17 protein-coding genes are annotated in these 18,013 nt (G+C 71.8%); 13 read left to right on the top strand and 4 right to left on the bottom strand.

Annotated features, from left to right (window positions below):
- Positions 1 to 90: 90 nt before the first annotated feature.
- The 8 genes from rpsB (at position 91) to rseP (ending at position 7,145) form a co-directional block, all read left to right on the top strand.
- Positions 91 to 1,008 (top strand): 30S ribosomal protein S2, encoded by a 918-nt coding sequence (gene rpsB, locus VMF70_06650; GenBank protein ID HTT67690.1) that lies wholly within the window; start codon positions 91 to 93, stop codon positions 1,006 to 1,008.
- Between the two features lie 98 nt (positions 1,009 to 1,106).
- The gene (tsf, locus tag VMF70_06645) at positions 1,107 to 1,709 is read left to right on the top strand and encodes a translation elongation factor Ts (protein ID HTT67689.1); all 603 of its coding nucleotides are present in this window, start codon (positions 1,107 to 1,109) and stop codon (positions 1,707 to 1,709) included.
- On the top strand, positions 1,706 to 2,416 hold the full coding sequence (gene pyrH, locus VMF70_06640; GenBank protein HTT67688.1) for a UMP kinase: 711 nt from the start codon (positions 1,706 to 1,708) through the stop codon (positions 2,414 to 2,416). The genes tsf and pyrH overlap by 4 nt, the downstream gene beginning before the upstream one ends.
- Positions 2,413 to 2,973, top strand: a complete 561-nt coding sequence (frr, locus tag VMF70_06635) for a ribosome recycling factor (protein ID HTT67687.1) — start codon at positions 2,413 to 2,415, stop codon at positions 2,971 to 2,973. The genes pyrH and frr overlap by 4 nt, the downstream gene beginning before the upstream one ends.
- A complete protein-coding gene (uppS, locus tag VMF70_06630) occupies positions 2,970 to 3,716 on the top strand; it encodes a polyprenyl diphosphate synthase (GenBank protein HTT67686.1) in 747 nt (248 codons plus the stop codon). The genes frr and uppS overlap by 4 nt, the downstream gene beginning before the upstream one ends.
- Complete coding sequence (locus VMF70_06625) at positions 3,716 to 4,579, top strand: phosphatidate cytidylyltransferase (protein HTT67685.1); 864 nt, start codon at positions 3,716 to 3,718, stop codon at positions 4,577 to 4,579. Before uppS ends, VMF70_06625 begins: the two co-directional genes overlap by 1 nt.
- Before the next feature lie 35 nt (positions 4,580 to 4,614).
- Positions 4,615 to 5,781, top strand: a complete 1,167-nt coding sequence (dxr, locus tag VMF70_06620) for a 1-deoxy-D-xylulose-5-phosphate reductoisomerase (GenBank protein ID HTT67684.1) — start codon at positions 4,615 to 4,617, stop codon at positions 5,779 to 5,781.
- Entirely contained in the window at positions 5,772 to 7,145 is a 1,374-nt protein-coding gene (gene rseP, locus VMF70_06615; GenBank protein ID HTT67683.1) for an RIP metalloprotease RseP, read from the top strand. The genes dxr and rseP overlap by 10 nt, the downstream gene beginning before the upstream one ends.
- A 153-nt stretch (positions 7,146 to 7,298) precedes the next feature.
- Here rseP and VMF70_06610 read toward each other — a convergent pair whose 3' ends face one another.
- A complete protein-coding gene (locus tag VMF70_06610; protein HTT67682.1) occupies positions 7,299 to 8,198 on the bottom strand; it encodes a serine/threonine-protein kinase in 900 nt (299 codons plus the stop codon).
- 109 nt (positions 8,199 to 8,307) lie between these two features.
- Here VMF70_06610 and rpsO point away from each other — a divergent pair, with 109 nt between their 5' ends.
- The 4 genes from rpsO (at position 8,308) to VMF70_06590 (ending at position 12,801) form a co-directional block, all read left to right on the top strand.
- Positions 8,308 to 8,568, top strand: a complete 261-nt coding sequence (gene rpsO / locus VMF70_06605) for a 30S ribosomal protein S15 (GenBank protein ID HTT67681.1) — start codon at positions 8,308 to 8,310, stop codon at positions 8,566 to 8,568.
- 78 nt (positions 8,569 to 8,646) lie between these two features.
- Positions 8,647 to 10,731, top strand: coding sequence for a polyribonucleotide nucleotidyltransferase (locus tag VMF70_06600; protein HTT67680.1), 2,085 nt, complete (start codon positions 8,647 to 8,649; stop codon positions 10,729 to 10,731).
- Position 10,732: 1 nt separating this feature from the next.
- A complete protein-coding gene (locus tag VMF70_06595) occupies positions 10,733 to 11,983 on the top strand; it encodes a pitrilysin family protein (protein ID HTT67679.1) in 1,251 nt (416 codons plus the stop codon).
- Positions 11,965 to 12,801 (top strand): polysaccharide deacetylase family protein, encoded by an 837-nt coding sequence (locus VMF70_06590; GenBank protein HTT67678.1) that lies wholly within the window; start codon positions 11,965 to 11,967, stop codon positions 12,799 to 12,801. The genes VMF70_06595 and VMF70_06590 overlap by 19 nt, the downstream gene beginning before the upstream one ends.
- Before the next feature lie 65 nt (positions 12,802 to 12,866).
- On the opposite strand, the gene VMF70_06585 is transcribed toward VMF70_06590, so the two are convergent.
- The 3 genes from VMF70_06585 to VMF70_06575 all read right to left on the bottom strand — a co-directional run bounded on the left by VMF70_06585 (position 12,867) and on the right by VMF70_06575 (position 17,208).
- The gene (locus tag VMF70_06585) at positions 12,867 to 14,321 is read right to left on the bottom strand and encodes an aminotransferase class I/II-fold pyridoxal phosphate-dependent enzyme (protein HTT67677.1); all 1,455 of its coding nucleotides are present in this window, start codon (positions 14,319 to 14,321) and stop codon (positions 12,867 to 12,869) included.
- A complete protein-coding gene (locus VMF70_06580) occupies positions 14,311 to 16,704 on the bottom strand; it encodes a serine hydrolase (protein HTT67676.1) in 2,394 nt (797 codons plus the stop codon). The genes VMF70_06585 and VMF70_06580 overlap by 11 nt, the downstream gene beginning before the upstream one ends.
- 102 nt (positions 16,705 to 16,806) lie before the next feature.
- Positions 16,807 to 17,208: a hypothetical protein gene (locus tag VMF70_06575; protein ID HTT67675.1), complete on the bottom strand. Its 402-nt coding sequence runs from the start codon at positions 17,206 to 17,208 to the stop codon at positions 16,807 to 16,809.
- A 224-nt stretch (positions 17,209 to 17,432) separates the two neighbouring features.
- On the opposite strand from VMF70_06575, the gene VMF70_06570 reads away from it, so the two are divergent.
- Positions 17,433 to 18,011 (top strand): hydrolase, encoded by a 579-nt coding sequence (locus VMF70_06570; protein HTT67674.1) that lies wholly within the window; start codon positions 17,433 to 17,435, stop codon positions 18,009 to 18,011.
- Positions 18,012 to 18,013: the final 2 nt, after the last annotated feature.

The following is an 18,013-nucleotide window of genomic DNA, read 5'->3' as shown; positions in this document are numbered from 1 at the left end:
CTGGATCTCGCCTGGGGTGTCCGCCGGTGGCGGATGCGGGCGGGAGTGGAAGGCGGTGGACGATGAACCCCAACGACGGCGCAGGAGCACATGGCCTTTCCTGAGATTCAAGAGCTGCTGGAAGCGGGGGTGCACTTCGGGCACCAGACCCGCCGCTGGAACCCGAAGATGCGGCGGTTCATCTTCGCGGAGCGCAACGGCATCTACATCATCGACCTCGAGAAGACGATCAAGCAGCTGCAGCGCGCCCAGGACCTGATGCGGGAGGTGGTGCTGCGCGGCGAGGGCGTGCTGTTCGTCTGCACCAAGAAGCAGCTCAAGGCGATCATCCAGGTCGACGCGGAGCGGTGCGGCGCCTACTTCGTCACCGAGCGGTGGCTGGGCGGGACGCTCACCAACTACGCGACCATCAAGAAGCAGATCCGCCGCCTGAAGGACCTCGAGCAGGGCCAGGAAGAGGGCAGCTTCGAGTTCTTCACCAAGAAGGAGCAGCTGCTGCTGGAGCGGGAGCGGATCAAGCTCGAGCGCAACCTGTCGGGCGTGAAGAACATGAGCCGCCTGCCCGGGGCGCTGTTCGTGGTGGACGCCAAGAAGGAGCGCATCGCGGTCGCGGAGGCCAACAAGCTCGGCATCCCCGTGGTCGCCATCGTGGACACCAACGCCGACCCCGACGTCATCACCGTGCCGATCGCCGGCAACGACGACGCGATCCGCTCGGTGTCGCTGATCAGCAGCGCGGTGGCGGACGCCATCGGCGAGGCCCGCGCCCGGATGCCGGCGCGCGAGGAGGCCGAGGAGACGGACTTCGCGGCCTACTCGACCGACGCGGGCGCGACCGAGGGCGGCGAGACCGACGCCGAGAAGCGGCGCCGGCGGCCGCGGCGCAAGCGGCGGCCCAAGCCCGAGGCGATCGTCGCGCGCATCAAGACCGACGAGGTGGCCGCGCCGGCCCCCGTGGCGCCGGCGCCCGCGGTGCCGTCGGCCGCGGCGGAGGACGCCACGGCGTAGCGGGCGGGCCAGGTCGGAGTGGGAGCGCCGCCGCCTCTGCCCGGTCGGGCGGGCGGCGGTTTTGCAGGCGAACCCGGATGGAGACCATGACGGATACAATGGCGAGCATCAGTGCGAAGGACGTGGCGGAGCTGCGCCGGCAGACCGGCGCCGGCATGATGGACTGCAAGAAGGCGCTCGCGGAGTCGGGCGGCGACTTCGCCAGGGCCACGGAGTGGCTGCGGGCTCACGGCGTGGCGCGGGCCGACCAGCGGGCCGGCCGCGCCGCGAAGCAGGGCCTGGTGGAATCCTACGTGCACCACAGCGGGAAGATCGGCGTCCTGGTCGAGATCAACTGCGAGACGGACTTCGTGGCCCGCACCGACGACTTCAAGCAGCTGGCCCGGGACGTGGCGATGCACATCGCGGCCGCGGCCCCGCTGGCGGTGAGCGCGGACCAGCTCCCGGCGGAGGTGGTTGAGCGGGAGCGGCGCATCTACACGGAGCAGGTGGCGCAGGAGGGCAAGCCGGAGGCGATCCGGGCCAAGATCGTCGAGGGCAAGCTCAAGAAGTTCTACTCCGAGGCCGTCCTGCTCGACCAGCCGTTCGTGAAGGACGACAAGCGCACGGTGGGCGAGGTGGTCAAGGAGCTGTCGGGCAAGACCGGCGAGAACGTGATGGTGCGGCGCTTCGCCCGCTACCAGCTCGGAGAGGACGTGTGAGCCTCGTCTACCGCCGGGCGCTGCTCAAGCTCTCCGGCGAGGCGCTGGCCGGGGAGCGCGACTTCGGCTTCGACCTGGCGGTGATCGACCGGCTGGCCGAGGAGATCAAGGCCGTGCGCGCCGAGGGGGTCGACATCGGCCTGGTGATCGGGGGCGGCAACATCATCCGCGGCACCGAGGCCAGCCGCGAGGGGATGGACCGCGTCTCGGCCGACTACATGGGGATGCTGGCCACGGTCATCAACGCCCTGGCCGTCCAGGACGTCCTGGAGCGCAAGGGCGTCGACACCCGGGTCCTCACCGCGATCCGGATGGAGGCGCTGGCCGAGCCCTACATCCGCCGGCGCGCCATCCGCCACCTCGAGAAGGGACGGGTGGTCATCTTCGCGGGCGGGACCGGAAACCCCTATTTTTCGACCGATACCGCCGCGGTGCTCCGCGCGCTGGAGATCGAGGCGCAGGCGCTGCTCAAGGGCACCAACGTGGACGGGGTCTACACGGCCGATCCGCGCCAGGACCGGACCGCCAAGTTCATCCCCGAGGTGAGCTTCCTCGACGCCATGGTCAAGGGCCTGGGCGTCATGGACGCCAACGCCTTCGGGCTGTGCAAGGACAACGGCTTGCCGATTCACGTGTTCAACATCAACCAGCCCGGCGCGGTGCTGCGCATCCTCCACGGCGACCGCATCGGCACCATCGTGCGATGACCACGTTGAACCTGCAGGACATCGTGAAGCAGGCGCGCGCCGCGATGGACAAGGCGATGGAAAGCACGCGGCGCGAGTTCGCCTCCATCCGCAGCGGCAAGGCCACCACCTCGCTCCTCGACCTGGTGCGGGTCACGGCCTACGGCAACGAGATGCCCCTGAACCAGGTGGCGTCGGTGGCCGCGCCGGAGGCGCGCCTGCTGACGGTGACGCCGTGGGACAAGTCGCTGACGGGGGCGATCGACAAGGCCCTGCGCGAGAGCGACCTGGGCCTCAACCCGGTGACCCAGAGCGGCATCATCCGCGTCCCGCTGCCGCCGCTCACCGAGGAGCGCCGCCGCGAGCTGGTGAAGGTGGTGCACAAGCTGGCGGAGGAGGGCAAGGTCGCCGTGCGCCACGCGCGCCACACCTCCAAGGAGCAGCTCAAGAAGATCGAGCACGTCTCCGAGGACGACCTGCGCAAGGCGGACCACGACCTCCAGAAGGTCACCGACGACCACGTCAAGCACGTCGACGAGATGGTGAAGGCCAAGGAAGCGGAGATCATGGAGGTGTGAGCGAGGCCGCTCCGCTGCTCGATCGCATCCGCGCCGGCGGCGAGGTCCCGCGGCACGTGGCCGTGATCATGGACGGCAACGGCCGCTGGGCCCAGGAGCGCCACCTGCCCCGGCCGGTGGGCCACCGCGAGGGGATGAAGGCGGTGCGCGAGGCGGTGGAGGGCTGCATCGCCGCGGGCGTGGAGGTGCTCACGCTGTTCGCGTTCTCGGAGGAGAACTGGAACCGCCCGCCGATGGAGATCGGCGCGCTGATGGCCCTGCTCGAGGAGTACATCGCCCGCGAAACCGCCGAGCTGAGGTCCAACGGCGTCGAGGCGCACGTCCTGGGCGATCTCGGCCGGCTGGCGCCCAAGGCGCGGGAGGCCGTCGACCGGCTGGTGGCGCAGACCCGCGGCGGCACCCGGCTCGCCCTCAACCTCGCCATCTCGTACTCGAGCCGCGCGGAGATCGCGCGGGCCGCGCGCCGTCTCGCCGAGGACGTGCTCCAGGGACGGCTGGCCCTCGAAGACGTGGACGAGGACGCCGTGAGCCTGCGGCTGTACACCGCCGGCATCCCCGACCCGGACCTGCTGGTGCGGACCTCGGGCGAGCGGCGGATCTCCAACTTCCTCCTCTGGCAGCTCGCCTACACCGAGCTGCACATCACGCCGGTGCTGTGGCCGGACTTCACCCGCCAGCACCTCTTCGAGGCGATTCTCGACTACCAGGGGCGCGAGCGCCGGTTCGGTCGCGTCACGGCCTGATGCCGGCCGCGCAGCTGACACGCCGCGTCGCGTTTTCCGCGGTCGCCATCCCCGTGGCCGCGGCCGCGGCCTACGTCGGGGGCTGGGTCCTCGCCGGGCTGCTGGCCGTGATCGGGGTGCTCGCGACGCGCGAGCTGTACGACCTCGCCGCCGCGGGCGGCGTCGATCCGCTGCGCCGCTCCGGACTGGCCGCCGCCGCCGCGATCCCGCTCGCCACCTTCTGGGCCAAGGGCTCCGAGATCCACTTCGCCGAGCCGGCCATCTACCTGGGCGCGCTGTGGATGCTGGCGGTGATCGCCGCCGCGGCCTGGCGCCGCGGGCCGGCCCGCCACCCGCTGGCGGCCGTGGCCGTGACCGTCTTCGGCGTGCTGTACGCGCCGGGGCTCCTGTGCTTCGCGATCGTGCTGCGGCACCCGAGCGGGGTGGGACTCGAGTCGTCCACCGGCACGGCGCTGCTGTTCTTCCCGCTCGCGCTCACTTGGATCGGCGACACCGCCGCGATGGCCGGCGGCAAGGTGATCGGCGGGCCGAAGCTGGCGCCGACGCTCTCGCCGAGCAAGACGTGGGCGGGCGCGGTGGCCGGCCTCGTCGCGACCCTGCTCTCGGCCTGGCTCTACGGGACCTGGATTCTCGAGCCCCTGGGGCGCTCACTGCCGCTCGCGGCCGCGCTCGCGGCCGGCGCCGCGATCAGCGTCACCGGCCAGGCGGGCGACCTGGCGGAGTCGCTGCTCAAGCGGGAGGTCGGGGTCAAGGACAGCTCCGCCCTGATCCCCGGGCACGGCGGGATGCTGGACCGCATCGACTCGCTGCTGTTCGTGCTCCCGGTCACGGCCGGGATCTTCCGTATCCTGGGCCTCACGTGATCGCGCCGGACGCAGGCCGACCGGCAGAGGAGCGGGTGGTCGCGCCGCCCGCCGGATCCGGCCCTGGCACGAGTGCCACCATCGGCGTCGCGGTGCTGGGGTCCACGGGCTCGATCGGCACTTCCGCCCTCAAGGTGCTGGCGCGCCAGCGCGACCGGTTCCGGGTCGTGGCGCTCACCGCCTTCGGGCAGCGGGAGCGGCTCGAGGCGCAGGCGGCGGCGTTCCATCCGGCGTTCGTGGGCCTGGTCAACGGCGAGGCGTCGGACGGGTGGCGGGCGGGCCGGGCCTGCCTGGTGGAGGCGGTGACCCGGCCGGACGTGGACGTGGTGCTGAACGGCATCGTGGGCGCGGCCGGTCTCGAGGCGACCCTGGCGGCCCTCACGGCCGGCAAGCGCGTCGCGCTCGCCAACAAGGAAACGCTGGTGATGGCGGGGGAGCTGGTGATGCGGACCGCCCGGGAGAAGGGCGGCGAGATCGTGCCGGTGGACTCCGAGCACTCGGCGATCCTCCAGTGCGTCACCGGACGCCGGCCCACCGGCGTCAGCCGGGTGATCCTCACCGCGTCGGGCGGGCCGTTTCACGCCTGGGAGGCGGAGCGGGTGCGGCACGCGACCGTCGCCGAGGCCCTGAACCACCCGACTTGGCGGATGGGGCGTAAGATCACGGTGGACAGTGCGACCCTGGTCAACAAGGCGCTGGAGGTCATCGAGGCCCATTTCCTGTTCGCCCTGCCGTACGACCGCATCGAGGCCGTGGTGCATCCGCAGTCCGTGATCCACTCGTTCGTGGAGTTCGTGGACGGCTCGGTGCTGGCGCAGCTGGGCTTCCCCAACATGGAGCTGCCGATCCTCTACGCCCTGACCCATCCGGAGCGGGTGGCCGACGACGGCATCACGCGCTTCGACCCCGTGGCCGCGGGTTCGCTGACCTTCGAGCCGGTGCGGACCGAGGTGTTCCCCGCGCTGGCCCTCGGGATGCAGGCGGGGCGCGCCGGCGGATCGGCGCCGGCCGCGTTCAACGCGGCCAACGAGGTCGCCGTGGCCGCGTTCCTGGCGGGCGCGGCGCCCTTCGGCCGCATCGCCGAGGTGATCGCGCGGGTGCTGGAGGAGCAGATCGTGAAAGACGCCTCGAGCGTGGAGGCGGTCCTGGAGGCCGACGGCTGGGCGCGCCGCCGGGCCGCGGAGCTGCTGCGATGCTCGTGAACTGGAGCCCGGTGCTGCTCGACCTCGTCGGGGCCGTCGTCGTCATCGGCGTGCTCATCTTCGTCCACGAGCTGGGGCACTTCCTCGCAGCCAAGTCGGTGGGAATCGCCGTGCTGCGGTTCTCCTTCGGCCTGGGACCCCGGACGCCGATCGGCATCAGGATCGGCGAGACCGACTACTGCCTGTCGTGGATCCCGTTCGGCGGGTTCGTGAAGATGGCCGGGGTCGAGGAGGAGGGGGCGGCCGGCGCCGTGGAGGGCGGGCGGGTCGAGGCCGAGGTGCCGCCGGAGCGGACCTTCGACGCCAAGCCGCTGTGGGCGCGCGTGTTCGTGATCTCGGCCGGCGTGGTGATGAACGCGCTGTTCGCCCTGCTGGTCTACAGCGTGATCGCCCGGGCGTACGGGACGCCGGTGGACACGACCGTGACGGTGGGCGCGGTGGACAGCACCGCGCTGCCGCTCGGCGCCTCGGCACTCGCCTCGCTCAGGCCGGGCGACCGCATCCTCCGGATCAACGGCGACTCGATGAGGGGCTGGGGCGCGATCCAGCAGAAGCTGTACACCGCGCCGGGCACACGGATCACGATCGAGGTCGCCGGCCGGGCGACCCCGATCCTGCTCGACGTCCCGCGCTCGGAGAAGGACGCCCGCGCCTCCCTGATCGGTGCCCTGGCGCCGTGGCACGAGCCGGTGATCGGCGAGGTCCTGGCGGGGCGGCCCGCCGAGGCCGCGGGCCTCGAGCCGGGCGACCGGATCGACTCGGCGGGCGGGCAGGCCATCCCGTCGTGGGAGCTGATGCAGCGCGTCATCGAGCGCAGCGCCGGCCGGCCGCTGGCCCTGGTGGTCGGGCGCGGGGGTCGCGAGGTGCGGGTGGAGGTCACACCGCAGCCGACCCAGGCCCGGGATCCCGCCACCGGCAAGACGCTGACCGTCGGCCGCATCGGCATCGGTCCCGCGCTGCAACGCTTCGGTTTGCTGGGCTCGCTCGGGGAGGGACTCCGGCAGACGGGCGCCGCGGGCGGCATCATCCTGTTCACGCTCAAGGGCCTGGTGACGGGCCAGGTGTCGGTCCGGGACATCGGCGGCCCCATCCTCGTGGGGCAGCTGGCGGGAGAGGTGGCGCGGGCCGGCCTGCGCAATTTCCTCGCCTTCATGGCGCTGTTCTCGATCAACCTGGCGATCCTGAACCTGCTGCCCATCCCGGTCCTGGACGGGGGGCATCTGGCGTTCCTGTTCGTCGAGGGCGTGCGCGGCCGGCCGCTGTCGCTCGAGCAGCGTCAGCGCCTGACGCAGATCGGGTTCTTCGTGCTGGTGGGGATCATGGTGCTGGCGCTGGGGAATGACGTGCTGCGGTTGTTCAAGTGAGAAGTGAAAGGTGAGAGGTGAGACGTCCAAGTGAGGGGTGAGAGGGCAGCTGAGAGGTGAGAAGCGAAGTGAGGGGTGCGGAGTCGTGAAGCGTGAGAGGGGCGCTCACCTCTCACGTCTCACCTGAACCTCTCACTTCTCGCCCTTCGCCTCTCACTTCTCGCCCCGTCCCAGCATCTTCCTCACCGCATCCATGGCCACCTCGGTCGTGCTCCGCTTCCCCGAGAGCAGTCCGTCCAGGTCCGCGGCCAGGTCGCCGGCGCTCGCGTAGCGCTCGTCCCGGTCCTTGGCCATGCAGGTCAGGACGATCTTCTCGAACGCCCGTGACAGCTCGGGCCGCCGCTTGCGGGGCGGCTCCGGCGGCTCCTCCACGTGGAGGCGCGCCAGCTCGAACCAGTCGCCCGCGCGGAAGGGCAGCTCGCCGGTGGCGGCGCGGTACATCGTCACGCCGAGGGCGTAGACGTCGGTGCGGCCGTCGAGCGGGAGGCCGCGGGCCTGCTCCGGGGAGATGTAGTGCGGCGTGCCGATGGTGAGCTGCTTGCCGGTGGTCGAGACGTAGGACGCGATGGTCCGCGCGATGCCGAAGTCGGTCAGCACGGCGCGCCCCTCGGCGTCGAACAGGATGTTCTGCGGCTTGATGTCCCGGTGGACGATCCCGGCCTCGTGGGCGAACGCCATCCCCAGCGCCACGTCGCGGGCGGCGCGCGTCACCTCGGCCTCGGGCAGCGCGGCCGCCGCCTCGAGCCGCGCGTCCAGCGAGGCGGCGAGTCGCGGCATCGCGAAGTAGACCACTTCGCCGTCCTGCCCGGCGTCGAGGATGCGGATGATGTTGGGGTGGCGCAGCTCGCCGGCGATCGTGGCTTCGTTGAGGAAGCGGGCCGTGAACTGCGGGTCCCGGGCGTACTTGGGCTTGAGGACCTTGAGCGCCACGTCGGGCGGCCCGCCGCCCCGGGCGGCGGCGACCACCCAGGCCATCCCGCCCGCTCCGAGCAGCTCGGTGGCGTGGTACGGGCCGACGGTCCTGCCGACGAGCGAGTCGGGTTCCAGCGGCAATTGTGCCCCTTGAGATCGGGTCGAACCGCGGTTAAAGTACACTGCTACGCGGAATTAGAGAATCGCTCCCGGAACCGCGTGACGGGAGCCAGGCAATCCAGGGGAACGCATGAGTTACGACAAGGCGGCGGCTGCCGCCCAGTATCGGCTGCACGAGCAGGACACGGGCTCCACCCGGGTCCAGATCTCGCTCCTCAGTGCCCGCATCAACTCGCTGACCGATCACTTCCGTCAGCACGCCAAGGACCACCACGGGCGGCTCGGCCTGATCAAGATGGTCGGGCGCCGGCGCCGCCTGCTGGAGTACCTGAAGCGCACGGATCTCGTGGCGTACCGCCAGCTCATCGACGAGCTGGGGCTGCGTCACTAGTCCAGGCCGGCTCGAGGGGCGCGCCACGACGGCGCGCCCTTCTGCCAGCTATCCCACATCACAAGAGAGTCTGTCACGATGATGCATCGCCTCGAACGGTCGTTCGCCGGCCGCACCTTCCGCATTGAGTGCGGGCGGATGGCCAAGCAGGCCGCCGGCGCCGCGCTGGTCCAGTTCGGCGAAACCACCGTGCTGGCCGCCGCGTCGGTGGCCGACACCGTGAGCAACCTGCCGTTCTTCCCGCTGCTGGTCGAGTACCGCGAGAAGTTCTACGCCGCCGGCAAGATCCCCGGCGGCTTCCTCAAGCGCGAAGCCCGGCCGCACGACGAGGAGATCCTGGCCGCCCGGCTCATCGACCGGTCCATCCGGCCGCTGTTCCCGGAGGGGTTCCAGAACGAGGTCCAGGTGTTCGTCTACGTGCTGTCGGCGGACCAGGAGAACGACGCCGACGTGCTCGGGATGGTGGCGGCCTCGTTCGCGCTGGCCAGCTCGAAGATCCCGTTCGCCGGCCCGCTGGCGGGCGTGCGGGTGGGCCGGGTGGAGGGGAAGTGGATCCTCAACCCGACCTTTCAGCAGCTCGAGTTCTCCGACGTCGACATCGTGGTGAGCGGCACCGCCGACTCGATCATGATGGTCGAGGGCGGGGCGGGGGAGATCGCCGAGACGGAGATGGTCGAGGCGCTGAAGGTGGCGCAGAAGGGGCTCCAGGAGCTGGTGGCGCTGCAGCAGGAGCTGCTGGGGAAGCACAGCGTCCCCAAGATGGAGTGGACCAGGGCCGCACCGCCGGCCGACCTGGCCGCGCGGGTGGAGGCGCTGGCGAAGCCGCGGGTCCAGGAGGCCATGAACCTGGCCATGAAGGAGGAACGCTCCCAGGCCCTGTCCGCGGTGTACACCACCATCGTGCAGGAGCTGGCCGCCGAGTTCCCGGACCAGAACCGCGTCATCGCCAACCTGCTGGCCGACCTCCAGTACGACGTCATGCGCAAGCAGGTGCTGGAGCGGGGCGAGCGGGTGGACGGCCGCGACGCCACCACGGTCCGGCCGATCACCTGCGAGGTCGGCCTGCTGCCGCGGGTCCACGGCTCGGCGCTGTTCACCCGCGGCCAGACGCAGGCCCTGGTGACCACGACCCTGGGCAGCGTGGACGACGAGCAGCGCATCGACAACATCGACGTGCCGCGCGAGACCACCAAGTCGTTCATGCTGCACTACAACTTCCCGCCGTTCTCGACCGGGGAGGTGCGGCCGATGCGCGGCACCTCGCGCCGCGAGATCGGGCACGGCGCCCTGGCGGAGCGCGCGCTCACGCCGCTGCTCCCGTCCTACGAGGATTTCCCGTACACCATCCGGATCGTCTCCGAGGTCCTCGAGTCGAACGGGTCGTCGTCGATGGCCAGCGTGTGCGGCGCCTCGCTGTCGCTGATGGATGCGGGCGTCCCGCTCAAGGCGCCGTGCGCCGGCGTGGCGATGGGCCTGATCAAGGACCGCGACCAGGTCGTCATCCTCACCGACATCCTCGGCACGGAGGACGCGCTCGGCGACATGGACTTCAAGGTCGCCGGGACCGAGACCGGCATCACCTCGATCCAGATGGACATCAAGATCCAGGGGCTGTCGCTCGACATCATGGCGAAGGCGCTCGACCAGGCGAAGAAGGGCCGGCTGCACATCCTGGGCGTGATGGGCAAGACGCTGAAGGAGCATCGCTCGGAGATGTCGCCCTGGGCGCCGCGGATCCTCACCATCCAGGTCAAGCAGAAGGACATCGGGAAGATCATCGGGCCCAAGGGCGCCACCATCCGCGAGATCGAGGAGGTGTCGGGGGCCAAGGTCAGCATCGACGACGACGGCGTGGTGACCATCGCCGCCGTGGGCGGCGAGGCGGGCGCCAAGGCGCGCGAGATGGTCGAGGCGCTGGTGCAGGAGCCCGAGGTGGGCAAGACCTACACCGGCAAGGTGAAGACGACCACCGCCTTCGGCGCGTTCGTCGAGATCCTGCCGGGGGTCGAGGGCCTGGTCCACATCTCCGAGCTGCAGCACGGGCGCACGGACAAGACCGAGGACGTCGTGAAGAAGGGCGACACCCTCACCGTCAAGCTGCTCGAGGTGGACGAGCGGGGCCGGCTGCGGCTCTCGCGCAAGGCGCTGCTCGAGAAGAGCTGACGTGCGGACGGTCCGGCTCGACGACACCGTGTGGCGCAGCGACGCGCCCAACGGCCTCGTCATCCTGACCGAACGGATGCCGTGGCTGCGCTCGGCCGCGGCCGGCTTCTGGGTCAAGACCGCGTCGGCGCACGAGCCGCGCGAGAAGATGGGCGTGTCCCACCTGCTCGAGCACATGGTGTTCAAGGGCACGCCCACCCGCACCGCCCAGGACATCGCCGTCGCCCTCGAATCGCGCGGCGGCGGGCTCGACGCCTACACCGGCCGCGACCACACGACCTACCAGGCCCGCATGCTCGACGCGGACCTGCCGCTCGCCGTGGACCTCCTCACCGACATCGTGCGGCGCCCCCTGCTGCGCGACGCCGACCTCGCGCTCGAGCGCAAGGTGGTGCTGGAGGAGATCGCCACCGTCGACGACACGCCCGACGATCTCGTGTTCGACCTGCACGCAGCGGCACTGTGGCGCTCGCACGCATACGGCTACCGCATCCTCGGCACCCGCGAGACCGTGGCGGGCATCACCGCGGGCGACCTGCAGGCGCTGCACGGACGCGCCTACGGGCCCCGGCACCTGGTGTTCGCCGCCGCCGGGAACCTCGAGCACGAGCAGGTGCTGGCGCTGCTGGACGGCGCCGGCTGGCTCGACCTGGAGCCCGGCCCGGAGGGCACGGACGTGCCACCGCCCGCCGGGGCCACCCGCGTCGAGCAGCGCGTCGCCCGCGACGGGGCCCAGGTGCACCTGGTGTTCGGCACCGAGACGTTCCGGTACGGGGACCCGCGCCGGCACGCCCTGGTCCTGGTGTCGACCATCTTCGGCGGGGGAATGAGCTCGCGGCTGTTCCAGCGCGTGCGCGAGGAGCTGGGCCTGGCCTACACCGTCTACGCGTTCCACTCGTTCTTCCAGGCATCGGGCGCCGCCGGCGTGTACGTCGGCACGCAGCCGCCGACGGCCGAGCGCGCCGCGGCCACGATCCGGGAGGAGTTCGCGCGGCTGGCGGAGCGCTCGCTCACGCCCGAGGAGCTGGCCTCGGCCAAGCAGCAGGTGAAGGGCCAGCTGGTGCTGGCCCTCGAGGGCCCGGTGCCGCGGATGTACCGCCTCGCGGGCGCGGCGCTGTACCGCGAGAGCTACAAGCCCATCGACGCGGTCCTGGCCGAGATCGACGCGGTCGCACCCGAGCAGGTGGCCGCCGTCGCGTCCGAGTTCTACTCGCCCGACCGCCAGGTGGTGGTGTGGCTGGGCCCCAGCTGACGCCTGGCCGCCGCGGCGCGACGGGCGCGCCGGACGGGTTCCCGCCGGTTCTCTGCTACCACAAGATCGACACCCGCTTCGAGCTGGGGTTCACCCAGGTCGATCCGCGCGTGTTCCGGCGCCAGGTCGAGGCGCTGGCCCGGGCGGGCTACCGTACCCTGGGCTCGGGCGGCCTGCTGGAGCGGCTGGCGTCGCCCGGCACGGCGGCGGGGCGGGAGGTGGTCGTCACCTTCGACGACGGCTACGCGGGCCTCGCCCGGCACGCGTTTCCCGTCCTCGCCGACCACGGCTTCCGGGCCCTGGTCTTCGTCATCACCGACTACGTGGGGCGGGAGAACAGCTGGGACGTGCAGTACGGGTGGCGCCGGTTCACGCACCTGGCCTGGGAGGACCTCGCGCGGTGGCAGGAGCGGGGCATCGAGGTGCACTCGCACGGCGCGACGCACGCCCGGCTCACCTGGCTGTCCGACGCCCAGGTGACGGACGAGCTGGAGCGATCGCGGGAGACGATCGGCGAGCGGCTCGGTCGCGTGCCGTGCGCGGTGAGCTACCCGTTCGGATCGGCCGATGCGCGGGTGCGCAGCCTGGCGGCTCGCGCCGGATACCGCCTGGGGTTCGCCGGGCCTGGCCCCGGCGGGTTCGAGGCGCTCGCCCTGCGCCGCCGGCCGGTGTACGGATGGGACCGCGGCGCCGTGCCGCTGGTGCTCGGGGCATCGCCGCTCTCGGGAGCCGGGCTCGCGCTGGCCCGGTTCACCAGCCGCTGCGCCGTGGGGACGGCCGCCATCCAGCGGGTTCTGGGACGGCGCTACCGTCGCTGAGCCGCGCGGCGGCGCCGCGCCGCCTGGAGGGGCGACGGGCGGTCCCGCGGTCGCCGGAAGCGGTTCTAGCGGTGTGCCGCGGCGGGCCTGCCGTTGCCGGCGAGCGCCTCGACGTAGCGCTCGTGGAACGACTTGAGCCGCGCCACCAGCGCCTCGATCTCCTCCCGCGTCGGCAGGAACGTGGTGCGGAAGTGCAGGGTCCCCGGCTCCTGGCCGAAGCCGGATCCGGGCACGACGCAGATGCCGGTCTCCTCGAGCAGGGCCAGGCAGTAGGCGGAATCCCGCCGGCCCTCGTACTCGCCGCGCTGCTCGGCCGTCATCGCGCCCAAGTCCACGCCCGGCTCCGGCGGCAGCTCGAAGCGCACGAAGCCGTACAGCGCGCCCTGCGGCGACTCCAGTGACATCCCGGGGATGGCGTTGATCCCGCGGCTCAGGATCTCGGCCTTGGCCTTGAGCTCGCGCAGCACGCCTTCCCGCTCGGCCACGTAGCGCTCGTAGCTGGGCTGGCCCGGCTGGGGCGGCGAGACCATCACGTCCACCGCGATCTGGCCCACGACGCTCGAGCACAGGCTGATGGACTGGAGCTTGACGAGCTCGGCCAGGACGTCGTCGGGGATGTTGCGGAACTCGACGTATCCGCCCCGGTGCCCGCACTCGCCCAGGAAGCCCTTCGACACCGAGTGGAAGCTGAACAGCGAGACCGAGGTCTCGCCCAGCTCGTGCATGACCTTGGCGAACGAGTGGAAGCGCCGGTCCGGCGCATACACGTTCTCCTGGTAGACCTCGTCGGCCAGGATGGCGAGCCCGTTGGCCCGCGCGAACCGGATGACCATCGCGATGTTCTCGCGGGTCAGGACCGCGCCCGTCGGGTTGCCGGGATTGATCACCGCGATCGCGACCGGCCGGATCCCCTCCGCCCGCGCCCGCGCGTGGCTGGAGAGCAGCGACTCCTCGCGCAGCTGCCAGTGATGGGTCTCGTCGAGGTGGTAGCCGATCGCCTTGCCCCCGTGCAGCGCGATCTCGGCGCTGTAGAGGGGATACTGCGGGATCGGGATGAGGATGCCGTCGGTGCGGTCCCGGAGCAGCGCGACGACGGCGGCCTCGACACCCTTGCTGGCGCCGTCGGTGAGGATGACGTGGTCCTTGTCGGCGGGAATGCCGTCGCGCCGGGCGATGAAGTCGGCCACCGCCTGGCGGATGAACGGGATGCCCGCGCTCTGCGAGTAGGCGCCGGCGCCCGGGGGGTGCCGCTCGAGGATGCTCCGCACCCGCTCCACGACGTCGGCCGGGAAGTGCTGCACCGCCGCCGGGTCGTCGAGCAGCGCGGGGTACTCCACCAGGCACAGGACCTGGCGCAGGTAGGTGAGCGGGCGCTGGGCGAAGGCCAGCGGGTTGCCGATGTTGCAGTAGATGATCTTGCGGCCCTGCGCCTCGAGCTCCAGCGCGCGCGTGGGAATCGCGCCGCGCACCGCGTACTCGGCGCGCAACAGGTCCCGGTTGAGGGCGTTCCTAGCGATCATGGTGACCGGCGAGCTGCTCGAAGGTGAGGTTCAGGACCGGGTAGCGGGCCCAGTCGCGGTAGTCGAAGTGCCACCACTCCGCATCATACACCGCAAACCCCTGCGCTTCCATAGCGCGCCGCAGCAGGGCGCGATGCCAGCGCTCCAGTCCCGTGCCGCCCGGGTAGTCGGCGAACGAGCGGGGCGAGAACTCGTCGTAGCCGCCCACCATCTCGACGGGCTGCCCGGTCGCGAGATCGTACAGCGTGAGGTCCACCGCGCAGCCGCGGTTGTGGTGGGAGCCCTGCTTCGGGTCCGCGACGAAGATCTTGAGCGAGTCCGGGGTCGCGTCCCAGAAGGTCTCCGTGACGTACCACGGCCGGTACGCGTCGTGGATCAGCAGGCCGTAGCCGCGCGCCGCCAGCCAGCGCGCGGCCCGGGCCAGCGCCGCGGCCGCGGGCCGCTGCAGGTAGGCGTGCGCCGACGTGTACATCGGCGTCCCCATGAAGTTGTTCGACGTCGCGTAGCGGATGTCGAGCTTGATGCGGCGATCCACCGTGGTGAGGTCCACCAGGTCGCTCGCGCGCATCCCGGGCCGCGGCGGCGGCGGGGTCATCGCCAGCGCGGCGCGCCGCAGCTCGTCCACCGGCCTGACGGGCGTGATGCGGAAGGTCACGCCGCGCTCTGGGCCGACGGCGCGGCGCGGGAAGCGCACGCCCGCCACCAGCGCCGCCCCGATCCGGCCGTCGGCGCCGCGCGTGAAGGCGAGGGGTTCGCCGGCGTACAGCCCGCCGTCGGGGAAGCGGAACAGGGTGTCCGACACCCGGGTGAGCGGGTACAGCGCGAACCACTCGATCTGCGCGAACAACTGCCCGTCGCGCTCGAGCACGTAGAGCACGTCGTGGTCCCAACCGTACTCGCCGATCAGGTCGAGAAAGCGTGAAGGAGGGGGTTGGGGTTTGGGATCAGGCGTGAGGCGCAGGGTGTCGCCCTCGTAGAGCAGCCAGCCCGGCCCCCTCGGGATGCGCTCGCCGTACACCACGCGCCCGTCCACCACGAGCGTGTCGCCGATGGCCCGCAACGGCGTGACGAAGCCCCCGGACACGGGCTGCATCCACGGCACCCCGGCGCGCACGTCGACGTCGAGCCCGAGGCGGCGACCCCGCCACCGCCCGGCCAGGCGAGCCGCCTCGGCAGGCGGGACCGCCGACGTGGCCTCGACGGCGGGCAGCGGCCGCCCCTCCTTCGCGGCCAGCATCAGGCGCAGCGCCGTGTTCGCGACCCGCTCCGGCACGGCCATGCCGGCGTCCACCGTGGTCGAGACGGCCACGCCGAGGCTGTCCTGCGGGAGGGCCGCGACCTCGGTGCCGAAGCCGTAGTGCCACCCGTCGTGCCCGATCCACTGGTGCCCGTCGAGCCGCGAGACGGCGAAGCCGAGGCCGAACCCGCTCGTCTGCCCCGCGCCGGCGAACTGGATGCCCCACATCCGGGCCAGCGTGGTGTCGGCGAGCACCCGCCCGCCGGGCCCCACGCCGCCGGCGAACAGCGCGCTCAGGAACCGGCCGAGGTCGAGCATCGAGGTCGTCAGCTCGGCGGCGGGCTCGATGCCCAGCGGGAAGGTGGGCGCGTCGAAGGTGCGCCCGTCGGTCGTCCACATCTGGCCGCGGGCACGCCCGGCCAGCAAGGGGCCGGAGGGCTCGAAGCTGCTGCTGGACATCCCGAGCGGCGCGAGCACCGATCGCTGGAGACGGGCCGCGAACGGCTCGCCCGTCACCCGCTCGACGACGTAGCCCGCCAGGGCGATGGCCGCGTTCGAGTACTTGGTGCGGCTCCCGGGCGCGTACACCAGCGTCGTGGCGTTCAGGCTCTGCGCGGTCGCGGCCAGCGTGGGCGAGGTCGGGTCGAAGTAGTTGCCGACGGGCGGCTCGCGCACCAGCCCCGATCGGTGGGACAGCAGCTCACGGAGCGTGATGGGCTGGCCGAACGGGTCGGTGGGGTGGATCTCCGGCACGTAGCGCGTGACCGGCGTGTCGAGGGCGACCCGCCCCGCCTCGACGAGCTGCATCACCGCGATGTCGGTGAACAGCTTCGAGACCGAGGCGACCCGGTACGGCGTCTCCGCCGTCGCGGGGGTGCCGTCGGCCGGATTGGCCAGGCCGAAGCCGCGGGCCCACACGGTCTCGTGGCCGTCGATCAACGCGATCGACAGGGCGGGGAGCTTCTTCTCCATCATCTGCCCGTCGATGAACCGGGTCAGGGCAGCCGCGACCTCGGCGTAGTCGTGCCGTGGGGGGACGACGGTCTGGGCGGACAGGGAGCGGGCGATGCCGGCGAGGCCCAGGACGGCCGCCGCCCGGCACCAGCGCGCGGGCGCCCTCCACGGCCTCCGAGTGTGGTAGCGCATGGCTGTCACGTAGCGCGGTCGCGGGACTCGGCGCAACCCCGCGGATGCGGAAAGGGCGGGCCGTGCAGCCCGCCCTCGAACCCCGCGACCGTGCGACGGGTCCTACTGCCCGCCCGGCGGGCCGCCGCGCGGCCCACCCATCGGCGGCATCGACGACACGTTCTTGTCGAAGACCTTCTGCTGGTCCGGCGTCAGCACCGCCCGGATCTCGCCATCCTGGGCCGTCCGCAGCGCCGCCATCCGCGCCCGCGCTGCCGAATCGGGCGGCGTGCCGGGTGTGAACAGCGCCCGCATTTGGGGCTGGTACTTGGCCTGAATGGAATCCACCTGCGCCTGCTGCTGCGATGTGAGGGTGATCCCGTTGAGGAGCATTTGCATCCGGCGGCCGGGGCCGCGCATGCCGCCCATCCCGCCACCCTGCGGGTACTGCGGATTCTGCGCGAGCACCGCCGAGCCGGCGAGCAACAACAGCGCGGTCGATGCCAGCGTGACGCGGAGCTTCATCGTGCCTCCCTGCGATTTCGTGGTAGCGTGCGAGTCCGTGATCCCCTGCTACGGCCAAGCCGCGCCGTCCGTTGGCGGCGCGCGACGCCCCGCCTTCGACGGCCGCGCGCCGAGCGCGTTAACCGGACGGGGCGGTCGGGAACCGCGTCCCAGGAGAGCCACCCCGGGATGACCCAGCCGGCTTGAGGCGTTACTCTCCAGCCAACCGTTGCGGAGGTGTCGTTGTGGCGCCCCTCACGCTGGATCCTCGTACCACGGCCCTCGTGCTCATCGACCTGCAGCGCGGCATCGTGGGCCGGCAGACCGGCCCGCACGCGGCGAGCGACGTCGTCGCTCGGGCCGGGCGACTGGCGGCGCGATTCCGCCAGGCCGGGGCGACCGTGGTGCTGGTGCGAGTCGCCTATTCGCCGGACGGCCGCGACCGGCTCACGTCGCGGAGCGACGCCGCGCCGTTGAGCGGGGCGGTGCCGCCGGATTTCAGCGAGCTGGTGCCCGAGCTGGGACAGGCGCCCGGCGACGTGGTCGTGACCAAGCGCCAGTGGGGCGCCTTCTACGGCACCGAGCTGGAGCTCCAGCTGCGCCGCCGCGCCGTCCGCACCATCGTGCTGGGCGGGATCTCGACCAACTTCGGCGTCGAGTCCACGGCCCGGGACGCGTACGAGCGCGGCTACGAACTGGTGTTCGCGGAGGACGCGATGGCGGGGCTGTCGGCCGAGGCGCACCAGTTCGCGGTGGCGACGATCTTCCCGAGGATCGGGATGGTGCGGTCGACCGAGGACGTACTCGCGGCACTGGGGAAGTAGCT

It is taken from the genome of Gemmatimonadales bacterium, assembly GCA_035502185.1.
In the GTDB taxonomy this organism is placed as follows: Bacteria; Gemmatimonadota; Gemmatimonadetes; order Gemmatimonadales; family JACORV01; genus Fen-1245.
Note: the sequence above shows the minus strand (reverse complement) of the source record. Positions and strands in the feature narration are given on the sequence as shown.